The 13990-nt window shown below is 72.8% G+C and carries 16 protein-coding genes and 1 pseudogene; 10 read left to right on the forward strand and 7 right to left on the reverse strand.

What is annotated here, in order from left to right; all coding sequences use genetic code 11:
- Positions 1–129: 129 nt before the first annotated feature.
- Positions 130–684: a DM13 domain-containing protein gene (locus AB0J72_RS19245; RefSeq protein WP_363400464.1), complete on the reverse strand. Its 555-nt coding sequence runs from the start codon at positions 682–684 to the stop codon at positions 130–132.
- Between the two features lie 71 nt (positions 685–755).
- Positions 756–2150, reverse strand: coding sequence for a VWA domain-containing protein (locus AB0J72_RS19250; protein ID WP_363400466.1), 1395 nt, complete (start codon positions 2148–2150; stop codon positions 756–758).
- Positions 2151–2317: 167 nt separating this feature from the next.
- On the opposite strand from AB0J72_RS19250, the gene AB0J72_RS19255 reads away from it, so the two are divergent.
- Together AB0J72_RS19255 and AB0J72_RS19260 are read left to right on the forward strand one after the other, a co-directional pair.
- On the forward strand, positions 2318–2809 hold the full coding sequence (locus AB0J72_RS19255; RefSeq protein WP_363400468.1) for a hypothetical protein: 492 nt from the start codon (positions 2318–2320) through the stop codon (positions 2807–2809).
- 83 nt (positions 2810–2892) lie between these two features.
- Positions 2893–3306: a hypothetical protein gene (locus tag AB0J72_RS19260; RefSeq protein WP_363400470.1), complete on the forward strand. Its 414-nt coding sequence runs from the start codon at positions 2893–2895 to the stop codon at positions 3304–3306.
- A 54-nt stretch (positions 3307–3360) separates the two neighbouring features.
- Here the strand turns inward: AB0J72_RS19260 and AB0J72_RS19265 are convergent, their stop codons facing one another.
- Positions 3361–3957 carry a DUF308 domain-containing protein gene (locus AB0J72_RS19265; protein ID WP_363400472.1) on the reverse strand — a complete coding sequence of 199 codons (597 nt, stop codon included), beginning with the start codon at positions 3955–3957 and terminating at the stop codon, positions 3361–3363.
- Positions 3958–4037: 80 nt separating this feature from the next.
- A complete protein-coding gene (locus tag AB0J72_RS19270) occupies positions 4038–4394 on the reverse strand; it encodes a DoxX family protein (protein WP_363400474.1) in 357 nt (118 codons plus the stop codon).
- 108 nt (positions 4395–4502) lie between these two features.
- Between AB0J72_RS19270 and AB0J72_RS19275 the strand changes: the two genes are divergently transcribed.
- Positions 4503–4877, forward strand: coding sequence for a helix-turn-helix domain-containing protein (locus tag AB0J72_RS19275; RefSeq protein WP_363400476.1), 375 nt, complete (start codon positions 4503–4505; stop codon positions 4875–4877).
- A gap of 7 nt (positions 4878–4884) precedes the next feature.
- Here AB0J72_RS19275 and AB0J72_RS19280 read toward each other — a convergent pair whose 3' ends face one another.
- Entirely contained in the window at positions 4885–5646 is a 762-nt protein-coding gene (locus AB0J72_RS19280) for a thioredoxin family protein (RefSeq protein ID WP_363400478.1), read from the reverse strand.
- Positions 5647–5849: 203 nt separating this feature from the next.
- On the opposite strand from AB0J72_RS19280, the gene AB0J72_RS19285 reads away from it, so the two are divergent.
- Both AB0J72_RS19285 and AB0J72_RS19290 read left to right on the forward strand, forming a co-directional pair.
- Positions 5850–6518, forward strand: a complete 669-nt coding sequence (locus AB0J72_RS19285; RefSeq protein ID WP_363400480.1) for a sugar transferase — start codon at positions 5850–5852, stop codon at positions 6516–6518.
- A gap of 52 nt (positions 6519–6570) precedes the next feature.
- Positions 6571–7677, forward strand: a pseudogene (locus AB0J72_RS19290) (glycosyltransferase family 4 protein); the annotation flags it as partial.
- A gap of 96 nt (positions 7678–7773) precedes the next feature.
- Here AB0J72_RS19290 and AB0J72_RS19295 read toward each other — a convergent pair.
- Complete coding sequence (locus tag AB0J72_RS19295; RefSeq protein WP_363400482.1) at positions 7774–8544, reverse strand: DeoR/GlpR family DNA-binding transcription regulator; 771 nt, start codon at positions 8542–8544, stop codon at positions 7774–7776.
- 89 nt (positions 8545–8633) lie between these two features.
- Between AB0J72_RS19295 and AB0J72_RS19300 the strand changes: the two genes are divergently transcribed.
- The 5 genes from AB0J72_RS19300 to AB0J72_RS19320 all read left to right on the forward strand — a co-directional run bounded on the left by AB0J72_RS19300 (position 8634) and on the right by AB0J72_RS19320 (position 13628).
- Positions 8634–9509, forward strand: coding sequence for a sugar isomerase (locus AB0J72_RS19300; protein ID WP_363400484.1), 876 nt, complete (start codon positions 8634–8636; stop codon positions 9507–9509).
- An 8-nt stretch (positions 9510–9517) separates the two neighbouring features.
- Positions 9518–10366 (forward strand): PfkB family carbohydrate kinase, encoded by an 849-nt coding sequence (locus AB0J72_RS19305; RefSeq protein ID WP_363400486.1) that lies wholly within the window; start codon positions 9518–9520, stop codon positions 10364–10366.
- The gene (locus tag AB0J72_RS19310) at positions 10347–11180 is read left to right on the forward strand and encodes a class II fructose-bisphosphate aldolase (protein ID WP_363400488.1); all 834 of its coding nucleotides are present in this window, start codon (positions 10347–10349) and stop codon (positions 11178–11180) included. Before AB0J72_RS19305 ends, AB0J72_RS19310 begins: the two co-directional genes overlap by 20 nt.
- Before the next feature lie 139 nt (positions 11181–11319).
- On the forward strand, positions 11320–12753 hold the full coding sequence (locus AB0J72_RS19315; protein WP_363400490.1) for a DUF1996 domain-containing protein: 1434 nt from the start codon (positions 11320–11322) through the stop codon (positions 12751–12753).
- Positions 12754–12932: 179 nt separating this feature from the next.
- The gene (locus tag AB0J72_RS19320; protein ID WP_363400492.1) at positions 12933–13628 is read left to right on the forward strand and encodes a hypothetical protein; all 696 of its coding nucleotides are present in this window, start codon (positions 12933–12935) and stop codon (positions 13626–13628) included.
- Between the two features lie 15 nt (positions 13629–13643).
- On the opposite strand, the gene AB0J72_RS19325 is transcribed toward AB0J72_RS19320, so the two are convergent.
- Positions 13644–13883 (reverse strand): hypothetical protein, encoded by a 240-nt coding sequence (locus tag AB0J72_RS19325; protein WP_363400494.1) that lies wholly within the window; start codon positions 13881–13883, stop codon positions 13644–13646.
- Between the last annotated feature and the right edge of the window lie 107 nt (positions 13884–13990).

A 13990-nucleotide genomic window follows, 5' to 3' on the forward strand; every position in this document is an offset into this window, starting at 1 on the left:
CGCTTACGCGGTGCGGGTGGCCACCGCCCAGCTCAACACCCACGCCAACCCCTGGATCTGGGGACGGCCCGCACCACCGAACCGCACACTCCGCCACAAGTTCGTGTACCACCTTTAACGAACGTTGCACTAGGCGAGCTGCGCCGCCCCGAACGACACGGAGAAGCGCTTGCACCAGATCGTCACGGAGCGCAGGCTCGCGAGGTCGGTGCCGGCGGGGATCGCGTAGGCCTGGTCGCCCTTGTTGCCCTTCAGCCTGCCGAGTTCGACGTATTTGCCGTCGTCGAAGACCCGCCAGCCCGCCTTGCCCGCGACGACCTGCTGGTCGGTGAGCCAGACCCGCAGGTCCGGCCCGTCGGAGGTGCTCAGCCCGGCGATCTCCAGCCGGTGGGTGCCGTCGGCCGCCCGGACCAGCCGCGCCGTCCCCGACGTGTCGTGCTCGTGCGTGACGAACGCGCCGCTCGCCACGACGACCGGCGCCGCGGCGGTGCCGCTCCGCGTCGCTTCGGCGCTGCCCTGCACCTGACCCGTCGCGGTCGGCACTGTCGGCACTGTCGGCCCGGTCGGCGCCGTCAGGGCCTCGTGGACGGTGGTGTCGGTGAACAGGCGCCACGGCGCGAACCAGTACAGGCCGAACCCCAGCACGGCGACGAGGACGGCGGCGACGACCAGCTTCCATCTCATGCGCTTCAGTGAACCGGCCGCCCGTTCCGCGCGGCAGCCTCCGCGCGCTTACCGGGTGCTTACGGTTCGCCCTATGCGGGCAGGATGCGGGCCGCGGCGGCGGCGGTGTGCCAGCGGCTGACGAAGCCGAAGATCTGGCCGTACAGCTCGTCGTCGGAGAACTGGTCGATGTCGTCGATCGGGATGAAGCCCGCGTTGTCGACCAGGCCACCGCGGACGTTGTCGAGGCGGGCGAGGACGCCGTAGTCGGCCACGCCGAGGCCGAGGAACATCCAGTACACGGGGCGGTCGCTCGAACGGACCAGCAGCTCCGTGATCTGCTTCTCCGCGTGGACGCCGCCGTCGGACCAGAACAGCACGAGCGTCGGGTGGGGTGACGGCTCGGCGGCGGTCCAGTCCAGGATCTCCTTCATGACGCGGGGCTCGAAGTTGCCGCCCTCGGCGCGCTTCTTGTCGGCGGCCAGGCGGTCGAGGTAGTCGTGGGCGTCGGCGACGCGGACCGGGGCGGAGCGGACCGGGAAGTCGCCGAAGAACCACACCTCCATCTCACCGTTGTCGTCGAGGAGGTCGGCGATCACGACCATCCGCTCCAGGGAGCGCTGCATGACACCGGTGCGGAAGAGCTTCTTCGTGGAGCCGCTGCAGTCGATCGCCAGCACTACCCGGAACGTGCGCCCGTCGAGGCCGCTCTTGACGAGGGAGACGGCGACGGCGTACTTGCGCAGGTCGACGTTCGACGCGCCGGGCGCGGGCTTGGCGAGGCTGATCTGCTTGGCCTTCGTGAGGCCGACGGCCGGCGCCGCAGGCGACGGGCCCGCCGACGGTGGAGGCGGCGCGAAACCAACCGGCGCGGCGGCCGGAGCGGCCGAGGGCGGTGGGGGCGCGAAAGCCGGGGGCGCGAAGGCCGGCGCCGCAGTGGCCGGGGGCGCAGTGGCCGGGGGCGCGGGCTCCTCGTCGACCGTCAGGCCGGCGTCGGTGACCAGGCCGCGCAGGCCGTCGGTGAAGCCGTCGCCGACGCAGCGGACCTTGATCGCGTCGCGGTGGCGGTAGACGTCGCCGACGATGAGGGCGTCCTGGACGTCGGGGGTGCCGAGGTCGAGGCCGTACAGCTCGCCGTCCGGACCGTGCACCGAGGCGCGCAGCCCCGGCACCGCGGCGAAGGTGCCGCCGGCGACGGTCAGGCCGATCCTGACCCGGACCGTGGAGCCCGACCAGCCGCCCGGGGTGACCTGGAGTTGGTGCCGGGTGACGCCGGCGACGGTCTGCGGCGGCAGCCACCGCGCCCCCGCCCCGCCGGGCTGGTTGTAGAAGACCATCGCCTCGTCGCCGGGGGCCCGGCCGGACTCGTCCAGGAGAAACGCGACCAGGTCGACCTCGGGTCCCGCCGAGTGGCTCACTTCCACGGTGTACGACGCCGCCACCGGCAACGCCGTGTTCTGCCCTCGGGCCAGGATCGCAACGGTCACGCCGACGATTGCACCACAACGCGGCCAGTCCCGGACCGGCCTGGCCGGACAGACTGTCATGCCGCCCGGGTGGGGTGCATACCCGTGCACCACAGGAATCTGGAACTCGTAAGCGCACGGGCCGACGCCATGGCCCGTGACGACGGATCGCTGATCAGGGAGTACCCATGACCAGTTCCACTGCCGAGCGCGGCCGCACCGAGACCAGCGAGCGCGAAGAGGAAGGCCCGCTGCACCCGCTGCTGCTGGCCGCGCTCATGTCCCGCCGCGAGGAGCGCGGCGAGGGCATCTTCGAGCACCCGCTCCTCCTCGCGGCGCTCGCCCGGCGCCGCGGCGAGGAGGGCGAAGGCAGCATGATCGAAAACCCGCTGCTCCTCGCCGCACTCGCCCGGCGACGCCGCGAGGACGACAGTGAGAGCATGATCGAACACCCGCTGCTGCTCGCGATGCTCGCCCGACGCCGCGGCGAGGAGGGCGAGAGCAGCATGATCGAACACCCGCTGCTGCTCGCGATGCTCGCCCGACGCCGCGGCGAGGAGAGCGAAGGCAGCATCATCGAACACCCGCTGCTGCTCGCCGCGCTCGCCTCGCGGAAGCGGCGGGGCAAGAACATCATCGAGCATCCGCTCCTGCTGGCCGCGCTGATGGCGCGCAGCTGACCCGACCCCATCCCGGTCCCGCCCCCGGCCGCACCGCGCGGCCGGGGGCGGGGACGTTCGCCGACATCAAGGGAGGCACCATCGTGGCGGCTGAATCGTCGACACCACACGATCCCGAACAGCCACAGCAGGTCGAAGCACTCATCGACGAACTGATCCTGGAGATCCTCGACAGCGCCGACCAGGGGCACATCACGAAGACCCCCGGCCGGGGCCGGGGCCGCGGCCCGATGCCCGGAGGCCTGCTGGAGAGCGTCCGGGCCGGCATGGCACGGGGCGGCATGGCACGGGGCGGATCGACGCTGGAGCGGCTGCTCATGGCCGAGGCCCTCGCCGGGGTGCTCGCCGACGCGCTCGCACCCGCTCTGGCGGAGGCGCTCGCCCCCAGGATCATGAAGGTCCTGCAGGGCGAGGAGGAGGACGAGCCGGCCGGCGACGCGCGGACACCCGCGAAGACGCCGAGCCGGTCGCACACCCGCAAGTCGGAGTCGAAATAGCGCGGCGGCCGCTCCCCCACAGGAGAGCGGCCGCCTTGCTCGGCACCTACCGTGTTACGGGTGGGCCACCGGCCGGACCGCGGCGGCATCGCGGCGCATGATGAAGGCGCACGCGATCTCCGCGCACCCGATCACCAGCGCGCTGATCCCGGCCAGCAACACCATCGCGGTGAGCGTGGCGCCCGGCCACATGACGAACACGAGTCCGACGACCAGCGAGGCCACGCCCATGGTCGTGAGCCACACCCGCGTCCTGCCGTGCGTCATCAGCCCGATGCCGATCTCGGACAGCCCGGTCAGCAGCCAGGCCAGCCCGACGATCAGCGCGAGGGCCGTCACGCCGGCGATGACGTCGCGCAGGCACGCGATGCCCACCACCACCATCGCCGCGCCCACCACGCCGGTCATCAGTCGCCGCCCCGCCGCCTGATGGTCGGTGAGGGCCGCCGCGAGCCGCATGACGCCCGCGACGAGCAGCCAGATGCCGACCAGCGCGCCGAGGACCCGCAGGGTCTCGCCCGGCCAGACGAGCACCACGAGCCCGAACAGCGCGGTGGCCACGCCGAGCACCAAGGTCTGCCGGAACGGCACCGCCGCCGCCTGCGACGACTTCTGCACCGCACCGCCGTGTCTCGCTGAGAACGTCGCCATGTCCCCTCCTTCTCACCTTCGTTCCACCCCACGATTCACCCGCGCACGGGCCACGTCATCGCCCGCGGAGGGTGGGGATGTCAGAAGGCGAGCCAGACGGCCGCCGCCGCGGCCACGAGCAGGCCGATGTTGAGCCCGATCAGCCGGGCCTCGCCGCGCGACAGGTGCACCGCGATGCCGCCGACCTGGATCAGCACCAGACCCGCCGCCGCCGCGACGGCCAGCCACGGCGCGATGCCGGTCAGCCGCGGCAGGATCAGGCCCGCCGCGCCGAGGACCTCCAGCACGCCGATCGTCCGGACGAGCGGCATCGGGACCCGGTCGACCCAGCCCATCATCGGCAGCAGCCGCTCCTGGCTCTGCACGGCTTTCTTGCCGCCGGCGTACAGGTAGAACACCGCGAGCAGCCCGCCGACGATCCAGTACGCGATCTCCATGTGCGCCCCTCACCAGGATGGTTACCAGTCGTAAGTGACCACATGGTGCGTCACTATTGAGGGGCTTACAAAAGGCACACGCGTGTGCGTGACGCACGAGGGATGGTCATGTCCGAGTACGAGCACACCTGCATGATCCGGGGCGACGGCGGCCGGACGATCCGCGCGATCCTCGACCAGATCTGCAACAAGTGGACCCTGCTGATCGTGGCCACCCTCGACCAGGGGACGCTCCGCTTCACCGACCTGCACCAGCAGATCCCGGGCATCTCGCAGCGGATGCTGACCCTGACGCTGCGCCACCTGGAGCGCGACGGCCTGGTCGCCAGGACGGTGCACGCCGAGGTCCCGCCCCGCGTCGAGTACACGCTGACCTCGACCGGCAAGAGCCTCATCGCGCCCGCGCTCGCCCTCGCCGGCTGGGCCATGGAGCACGTCCCGCACATCGAGGCGAGCCGGGCGGCCTACGAGGCGCGGTCCTGACCGGCGGTCAGTACTCGTCCTTGCGCCGCCACCAGATGCCGGTCTCGTTACGTCCCAGCGGCGCCCGGTCGAGCCACTGGTACATGCCCCAGATCGCGTCCACGCCGCGCTCGTAGGTGGAGTACGTGTGGTGGACGGCGCCGTCCTCGTCGCGCACGAACGCGCTCAGGCCCGGGCCCTGCTGCCGGTAGGTGGACCAGTCGACGCCGACCCCGCCGGCGAGCTCGAGCACGTCGGGGCGCATCTCCCCGGACTCCGGCGGCCGGACGTCCATCTGCCGGTAGTTGTACTCCACGCTGCCGGACCGCCACTCCTCGGCGGAGTGCGTCACGCGGAAGTCGTAGTTGAAGTCGCTGCCGGCCGACGACGCCCACGGGAACGTCCAGCCCATCCGCTCCCGGTAGGCCAGCAGCTTCGCCAGCGGCGCCTGCGACACGGCGTGCAGCGTCACGTCGTGGTTCGCGAGGTGGACGACGGATCCGTTGAAGCCGTCCGCGATCGAGGAGCACGACGGGCAGCCCGCGGTGTAGTCCGGCCCGAACATGAAGTGGTAGATCAGCAGCTGTGACCTGCCGCGGAACAGGTCGGCGAGGGTCGCCGGCCCGTCCTCGGTGTCGAAGCGGTACTCCTTGTCGATCCGCACCCACGGCAGCTCCTGCCGCTGCCGGGCCACGGCGTCGCCGCGCCGGGTGAGCTCCTTCTCGGCCTCGAGCAGCTCCAGCCGCGCCGCCAGCCACTCCTCGCGCGTCCCGACCTTGTGGTCGATCATCTCTTCCCCCTGACTCAGGTCTCTGTAGCAACCCAACGGTTGCACAATCTCCGACCTAACGCAACCAAAAGGTTGCGTCAGTTTTCGTGTAAGCAATGCGACACGGGCTTGCGGACCGGTCGCCGACTACGACAGCGTGCACTCGTACTTTCACTGACCGCGATGTATCCGTACGCCTTGCACAGTCACGGGGGTGACCGAGCTTGACGGTTGAGTTCGCCGCGTTTCCCGAGGGGGAAGTGCTCGCCAGGCGGTCGGCGCGGCAGCTCGCGGAGGCGGTGGCGGCGCTCGCGCTCATCGTGCTCTTCTCGCCGCTGCTGCTGGCGGCCTACGCCGCGGTCGCCCTGACCAGCCCCGGGCCCGCCCTGTTCCGGCAGGACCGGGTCGGCCTGCGCCGCCGGGTCTTCACGATGTTCAAGTTCCGCACCATGTACGACGGCAACGACGACACCGAGCACCGCCGCCTCATGCGCGAGCAGCTCGTCGCCGAGGTGCCGCCCACCGGCGGCGAGCCCGGCATCTACAAGTTCGCCCGCGACCCCCGCGTCACCCCGGTCGGGCGGCTGCTGCGCCAGTACAGCGTCGACGAGCTCCCGCAGCTGTGGAACGTCGTGCGCGGCGAGATGTCGCTGGTCGGCCCGCGCCCCTACGTCCCGTGGGAGGCGGAGCTCTTCCCCGCCGACATCGAGCGGCGCTTCAGCGTGCGGCCCGGCATGACCGGGCTGTGGCAGGTCAGCGGCCGCAGCACGCTCGACTTCCGCAGCGCGCTGCGGCTCGACGTGCACTACGCCGACCACCGGTCGCTCTGGCTGGACCTGCGCATCCTCGCCCGCACGGCGATCGTCGTGTTCGACCGCTCGGCAAGCCGGTAGCCGGGTGCCTCGGCGTCCCCGCCGGCCACGGGTCCGGCACATCGCGATCGTCGTGGCCAACCTGCCCGCCGAGCGGGACCGCCGCGTCATCCGCGAGAGCCTGTCGCTGGAGTCGCGCGGCTACGGGGTGACGATCATCGCCCCGCGGGGCGCCGCGCGGGGGACCCTGCCGGGCAGCCGCGACGTGCGCCTGCGCCCGTACCCGCTGCTGGTCACCGGCTCCGGCGTCGTCACCTTCGCCCTCGAGTTCGTGTGGTCCTTCCTCTGCGTCGCCGTCCGCCTCGCCGGCGAGGTCCTCCGCGGCCGCGCCCATGCTGTGCAGGTCTGCAACCCGCCCGACGTGTACTGGCCCCTCGCCCTGGTGTTCCGGCTGCTGCGCCGCCCCTGGGTCTTCGACCACCACGACCTGTGCCCCGAGATCCTGGCCACCCGCAGCGGCTCGGACGGCGGGGGGCTCGCCTTCCGCGTCCTCGTCCTCTTCGAGTGGCTCACCCTGCGCACCGCGACCGCGGTCTTCGCCACCAACGAGTCGTTCCGCGCCAACGCGCTGCGCCGCGGCGTCCCCGCGGACAAGGTGACCGTCGTGCGCAACGGGCCCTCGGCGCGCGAGGTCGGCGTGGCGTCCCCCGCTCCCCCGGCCGGGCACCGGATCGCCTACCTCGGCGTGCTGGGCCCCCAGGACAACGTCGAAGGCGCCGTGCTCGCCGCCGAGGAGCTCACCCGCCGCCGCGGCCGCACCGGCTGGCGCATGGTCATCGCCGGCGACGGCGAGTCCCGGCCCGCCCTCATGAAGCTCACCGCGGACCGCGGCCTGTCCGACGTCGTCGAGCTCCCCGGCTGGCTCGACGCCGTCGAGGTCGACGCCCTCCTGCACACCGCGACCGTCGCCATCCAGCCCGACCTCCCGACCCGCATGAACGACCGGTCCACGATGGCCAAGACCGTCGAGTACCTGGCCCGCGGCGTCCCGGTCGTCGCCGCCGACCTCACCGAGACCCGCCGCACCGCCGCCGGCGCGGCGCTCTACGTCCCCGCCGCCACCCCGGCCGCCTTCGCCGCAGCCCTCGACGCGCTGCTCGACGACCCGCCCCGCCGCGCGGCCATGAGCGCCGCCGGCCGCCAGCGCTTCGAGACCTTCCTGTCCTGGGACCACCAGGCCGAGGCCTACCTCGCCGTCTGGTCCCGCCTCCTGCCCACCGCCGCCACCCGGATCCCCGCCCAGCGCCCGTCCCCCGACCCGGCGCCCCGCCGGGGGTCAGACGCAGATGACGGCGACGCCGGTGGCGCGGACGGCGGCGAGCTCGGCCGGGTCGGCGGTGGAGTCGGTGACCAGGGTGGAGACCTCCGCCAGCGGGGCGATGGTGGCCAGGCAGTCGCGGCCGATCTTTGAGCCGTCGGCGACGACGATGACCTGGGTGGCCCGGCGGAGCATGGTGGCGTTGGTGTTGGCCTCGATGTCGTCGTGGGTGGTGAGGCCGCCGGTGGCGGTGATGCCGTCGACGCCGATGACGGCCACCTGCAGGTGGAGTCCGTTCAGGGTGCGGTCGGCGATGGGGCCGACGAGCTCGTAGGACTGGGTGCGGGTGACACCGCCGGTCATGATCAGCTTCAGCCTGGGGCGCAGCGCCAGCTCGGCGGCGATGTTGACGGCGTTGGTGACGACGGTCAGGTCGACGCGGGTCGCCAGGAGCCGGGCGAGCAGGTGGGTGGTGGTGCCGCCGGTGAGGCCCAGGGTGAGCGGGCCGTGCGGGAGCAGCTCGAACGCGCGCTGCGCGATGCGGGCCTTGGCCTCGCGGTGCTGGCCGGTGCGGTAGCGGACCGGGAGCTCGGCGAGGGACGGGGACGCGGCGACGGCGCCGCCGTGGGTACGGGCGAGGAGCTGCTGGTCCTCGAGCGTCTGCAGGTCGCGGCGGATCGTGGCGGTGGAGACGCCGAACTCCGAGGCGAGCGCGCCGGCGTCGATGGAGCCGCTGCCCGAGACGCGGGACAGGATCGCCGAGACGCGGTCGGCGCGGCGGCGGCTCACCCGATCACCGAACAAAACGCGCAGTTCAGAATGTCCACTTGTGCAAGATACCTTGTGAGGCGAACAGGAAACGCGCAACCCTGGTTGGCATGACGGACACCGCGAGGGAGATCGCCAGCCAGCCCGAGACCTGGGCGCGAGCGGCGACCGTGGATGGCAGCGCGCTCACCGGACGGGGCGAGCGCACCCTGGTGCTGGGGTGCGGCACCTCGTGGTTCATGGCGCAGAGCCTGGCCGAGCTGCGCGAGGCCGCCGGCTTCGGCGAGACCGACGCCGTGTGCGCCTCCGAGTTCGTGCCGCGCCGCCGGTACGACCGGGTCATCGCCCTCACCAGGTCGGGCACCTCGACGGAGGTGCTGGACGCACTGCGGCGCATCCCGGGGAGCCCGCACCGGGTGGCGGTGACGGCGGTCGACGGGGAGCCGGTCGACGACCTGGTCGACGAGCGGATCCTGCTGGACTTCGCCGACGAGCGCAGCGTCGTGCAGACCAGGTTCCCGACGACGCTGCTGGCGGTCGCCCGCCACGCGTACGGCGAGGACCTGTCGCACCTGGTCAAGGATGGCGAAGCGGCGCTGGCGGCGGAGCTGCCGGCGAGCGTGCGTGACGTCGGGCACCTGGTGTTCCTCGGCACCGGCTGGACCGTCGGGCTCGCCCACGAGGCGGCGCTCAAGATCCGCGAGGCCGCGCAGGCCTGGTCGGAGTCCTACCCGGCGATGGACTACCGGCACGGTCCGGTCGCGGTCGCCGGGCCGGAGAGCCTGGTGTGGGCGTTCGGCGCGGTGCCGGACAGCCTCGACGACACGATCCGCGGCGCCGGCGCCACCCCGGTGCGCAACGGCCTCGACCCACTGGCCCAGCTCGTGCTGGCGCAGCGCTTCGCCGTCGCGCTCGCGGAGCACAAGGGCCTCGACCCGGACCGGCCGCGGCTGCTGACCCGGTCCGTGATCCTGACCCAGCCATGATCCTCACGGTGACGCTGAACCCCGCGCTCGACGTCACGTACACGGTGGACGCGCTGGTGCCGCACGCCACGCACCGCGTCACGGCGGTGCGGGAGCGGGCCGGCGGCAAGGGGCTCAACGTCGCCGCGGTGCTGCACGCGCTCGGCGAGCCGGTCCTCGCGACCGGGCTGCTCGGCGGGGCGACGGGCGCGGCCGTCGCCGCCAGGACCGCGGTGCCGCACAGCTTCACGGCCATCGGCGGGGAGACCCGGCGGACCGTGACCGTCGTCGACCGGGCCGACGCGACGGGACTGTGGGAGCCCGGGCCGGCCGTCACGCCGGACGAGTGGAGCGCGTTCCAGGAGCACTACGCGGCCCTCGTCAAGGACGCCGAGGTGGTGGTGCTGTCCGGGTCGCTGCCGCGGGGGCTGCCGGCGGACGCCTACGCGACGCTGGTCGGGCTCGCCCGCCGGTACACCTGCCGCAGCGTCCTCGACTCCAGCGGCGACGCGCTCCGGATCGGCGCCGCCGCCGGCCCGGACGTCGTGAAGCCCAACGCGGCCGAGCTGCACGACATCCGGACACCGCTCCGGGCGGTCGTCGAGACGCACGGCCCGCGCGGGCTGATCGCGAGGACGCCCGAAGGGTCGTGGCGGGCGACCCCACCCGAGGTGGTGACCGGCAACCCGACCGGCGCCGGCGACGCGTGCGCGGCCGCCCTCGCCCGGGGGCTGCGGGACGGCACGCCGTGGCCGGAGCTGCTCGCCGACGCGGTCGCCCTGGCCGGCGCCGCCGTCGCCGCACCGGTCGCCGGAGAGATCGACATCAACCACTATCGAGCAACGAGGGAACGGGTCCATGTTCAGCCCCACGGGTGAGATCGTCGAAGCGGCACGCAGCGCGAACGTGGGCGTCGGCGCGTTCAACGTCATCACCGTCGAGCACGCCGAGGCGATCGTCGCGGGGGCGGAGGCGGCGGGCCGCCCCGTCGTGCTGCAGATCAGCGAGAACGCGGTGAAGTTCCACGGGGGGCGCCTGGCGCCGATCGCGGCCGCGGCCCGCCGGGTCGCCGAGCTGTCGTCGGTGCCGGTGGGGCTGCACCTCGACCACGTCGAGAGCGACGAGCTGTTCGACCAGGCCGCGGCGCACGGGTTCGGATCCGCGATGTACGACGCGTCGAAGCTGCCGTTCGAGGCGAACGTGGCCGCGACGAAGGCGGCGGCCGGGCGCGGGCGGGCGGCCGGGATCTGGGTGGAGAGCGAGCTCGGCGAGGTCGGCGGCAAGGACGGCGCGCACGCGCCCGGCGTGCGGACCGACCCGGCGGAGGCGGCGGCGTACGTGGCGGCGACCGGCGTCGACGCGCTCGCCGTCGCGGTCGGGTCGAGCCACGCGATGACGACCCGGACGGCGGCGCTGGACCACGCGCTCATCGCCGCCCTGACGGCGGCGGTGCCCGTCCCCCTGGTGCTGCACGGCTCCTCGGGCGTGCCCGACGACGAGCTGCGCGCGGCGGTCCGCGGCGGCCTCGTGAAGATCAATATCGGCACGGCGCTGAACGTCGCGTTCACCGGCGCGGTGCGGTCGGCGCTGGAGGACGCGGCCGTGGTCGACCCGCGCAAGTATCTGAAGGCCGCGCGGCAGGCGATGGCCGACACGGTGACGCACGCATTGCGGGTCGTGACCGAGCTTTAGGCCACCTTTACGTTCGACTTAGATCTCCCCCGAACGCTTGAGAGAGCGCTCTCCTGGTGTCTACGGTCGCGGTGCTCGCATCGACCAGACCCGTTCCGGAGGGCTCATGCCGACCCAGCGGCAGACCAGACGACGCACCTTGCTCGCACTTCTCGCCGTGCCGGTCGTCGGCGCGGTCGCCACGACCGTCATCGTCACCACCACCGCCGGCGCCGAGCAGGCCGACACCGCCGGGCTGCTGCAGGCCGAGGCGTGGAGCGCCCAGTCCGGCGCCAGGACCGAGAACACCGGCGACACCGGCGGCGGCAAGAACGTCGGCTGGCTCGCCAACGGGGACTGGATGCGCTACGACGGCGTGGACCTCGGCGGCACGGGCTCGCTGACCGCCGGCGTCCGGGTCGCCGCGGCCAGCCGGGCCGGCGGCACCGTCGAGCTGCGCGCCGGCACGCAGACCGGTGAGCTGCTCGCCAGCTACCCGGTGAACTACACCGGCGGCTGGCAGACGTGGACCACGAAGACCGCCGTCAGCCCGACCGCACTGACCGGCAAGCAGACCGTCTTCGTCGTGCTCAAGAGCGACCAGCAGAGCGACTTCATCAACATCAACTGGCTGCGGTTCGAGCGGACGCCGACGGCGACGATCCCCGGCTCGCCGACCGGCGGCACCACCACCACGCCGCCGACCAAGCCGCCGACCAGCGCGCCGCCCGCGCCGCAGACCGGCTGGCCGACCGTCGACCCGGCGAAGCAGGCCGCGGACACCGCCGCGTTCTTCGCCCGCAAGCCGAAGCCGGTCACGAACAACCCGGTGAAGGTCCCCGAGTTCAACGCGCAGTGCACGGTGAGCCACCACAACAACGACGACCCGATCGTCTTCCCCGGTCTGACCGGCGCCGCGCACAACCACACGTTCTTCGGCAACAAGACCACCGACGCGGCCTCGACCACCGAGAGCCTGCTGGCGGGCAACACGACCTGCAACCCGACCGGTGACCACTCGGCGTACTGGATCCCGACGCTGTACCAGAACGGCAAGGTCGTCGACCCGAAGGGCGCGGTCACCGTCTACTACGGCTCGCGGCTCAAGGACCCGAGCAAGACGCAGCCCTTCCCGACCGGCCTGCGGATGATCGCCGGCGACGCGAAGACCCAGACGGACACGCCCGACAAGCAGGGCAACCACTTCTGGTGCGCGGGCATCGGCGGCGCCACCGGCCGCACGCCGGACGGCGAGTACCCGGTCTGCGCCCCGACGGCCGAGCTGGTCCGCCAGATCACGTTCCCCGACTGCTGGGACGGCGTGCACCTGGACAGCCCGAACCACAAGGACCACATGGCCAACGGCGACTACACCGGCGCCTGCCCGAAGTCGCACCCGGTGCCGATCCCGTCGGTGTCGTTCGTCATCGCGTACCCGCTGAACACCAACACCACCGGGATCACGCTCTCGTCGGGCAACGGCTACTCGATGCACGCGGACTTCTTCAACGCGTGGGAGCCGGAGGAGCTGGCCCGGCGGGTCCGGGACTGCCTCGACCAGGGCTACAAGTGCAACTCGGCGGGCAACTTCTAGCCGCTTCCCGTCAGAGCTCGGAATGGCCACCCGCCGCCACGGGTGGCCATTCCGCCGTTCGGGGGGTGGCCGGGTTTCACAGCCGGCTGCCAACCTCGCCGGACCGGGTCCACAGGGACGGGCCCGAGAGTTGCTTCCAGCGGCCCTCCGGGAGCGGGCCGACCGAGACCGGGAGCGACATGATGACCAGCACCGAGCAGCCCACCCCCGTCTGGGCCACCCCCGTCAACAACACGCCTGTGCCGGACATGACGGCGCCGGCCCACCAGGGCCAGGCTCCGGCCGCGGTCATCGAGGGGCCGCCCGCACAGCGCCCGGCGGTCAGGTCGTCGCGGCTCAAGACGGCGATCGTCGGGGCGGTCGCGGCGCTCGTCATCGGCGGCGGCGGGTTCGCGGTGATCAGGGCGTCCGGGGACAGCGCGGCGCCGGCGAGCCAGCAGGCCGGCGCGCAGAGCGGGCAGGGAGCGCAGGGGGCGCAAGGGGCGCAGGACGGTCAGGGGGCCCAAGGGGCGCAGGGCGGCGCACCGGACGGCGGTCAGGGTGGGCGCGGCGCGATGGGCGGCGGGATGGGGCGGGGTGCCGGTGGGCTCGCCGGTGTCATGTACGGCGACTTCGTCGCCGCCGACAGCAACGGCGGCTACATCACGCGGCGGATGCAGACCGGAACGGTCACGGCGGTGAGCGCCACGTCGATCACCGCGAAGAGCGCCGACGGGCACGCGACCACGTTCGCGGTGACGTCGGCGACGACGGTCAGCGGTGGAGGCACGATCGGCGACGTGCAGGTCGGCGACACCGTGACCGTGGTCGGCACGGTCACGGGCGACACCGCGAGCGCCACCGCGATCACCGCCACCGTTCCTGCGGGGAACTGAGGAACATCGGGCGGATCAGGCGGCGGCCAGGGCGCGGGTGCACAGCGTGCGGGCCCACTGGATGCGGTCCAGGGCCACCTCGGGGCGGTCGCCGAAGACCTCGGCGGCGCGGGCGTAGCACTCGTCGGGACCGAGCTGATCGAGGGTCCGGTCGACGGTGTCGCGGACGGTCGCGTCGTCCAGGTCCGCGTGGTTGGGAGTGTCGGAGACGAACAGGGCCATGCACAGGACCGGGTCGACGAGGCAGGTCGTCATGGTGGCTCACCTCTCGGAGAGGTCGTTGTTGTCCTGTCCACCGTCGCTCGGGTGAGGGGGCGGGGCATCTGCGCCAGCATGCGTCCGGGGCTGCGGGTTTCCGGACC

The sequence above is a fragment of the Dactylosporangium sp. NPDC049742 genome, from assembly GCF_040674675.1.
Taxonomy (GTDB): Bacteria; Actinomycetota; Actinomycetes; order Mycobacteriales; family Micromonosporaceae; genus Dactylosporangium; species Dactylosporangium maewongense.

Bases quoted from the DNA above. Each gene is read 5' to 3' on its own strand.
- AB0J72_RS19245 (WP_363400464.1), bottom strand. From the start codon at position 684: ATGAGATGGAAGCTGGTCGTCGCCGCCGTCCTCGTCGCCGTGCTGGGG.
- AB0J72_RS19255 (WP_363400468.1), top strand. From the start codon at position 2,318: ATGACCAGTTCCACTGCCGAGCGCGGCCGCACCGAGACCAGCGAGCGC.
- AB0J72_RS19265 (WP_363400472.1), bottom strand. From the start codon at position 3,957: ATGGCGACGTTCTCAGCGAGACACGGCGGTGCGGTGCAGAAGTCGTCG.
- AB0J72_RS19270 (WP_363400474.1), bottom strand. From the start codon at position 4,394: ATGGAGATCGCGTACTGGATCGTCGGCGGGCTGCTCGCGGTGTTCTAC.
- AB0J72_RS19275 (WP_363400476.1), top strand. From the start codon at position 4,503: ATGTCCGAGTACGAGCACACCTGCATGATCCGGGGCGACGGCGGCCGG.
- AB0J72_RS19280 (WP_363400478.1), bottom strand. From the start codon at position 5,646: ATGATCGACCACAAGGTCGGGACGCGCGAGGAGTGGCTGGCGGCGCGG.
- AB0J72_RS19300 (WP_363400484.1), top strand. From the start codon at position 8,634: ATGACGGACACCGCGAGGGAGATCGCCAGCCAGCCCGAGACCTGGGCG.
- AB0J72_RS19310 (WP_363400488.1), top strand. From the start codon at position 10,347: ATGTTCAGCCCCACGGGTGAGATCGTCGAAGCGGCACGCAGCGCGAAC.
- AB0J72_RS19320 (WP_363400492.1), top strand. From the start codon at position 12,933: ATGATGACCAGCACCGAGCAGCCCACCCCCGTCTGGGCCACCCCCGTC.
- AB0J72_RS19325 (WP_363400494.1), bottom strand. From the start codon at position 13,883: ATGACGACCTGCCTCGTCGACCCGGTCCTGTGCATGGCCCTGTTCGTC.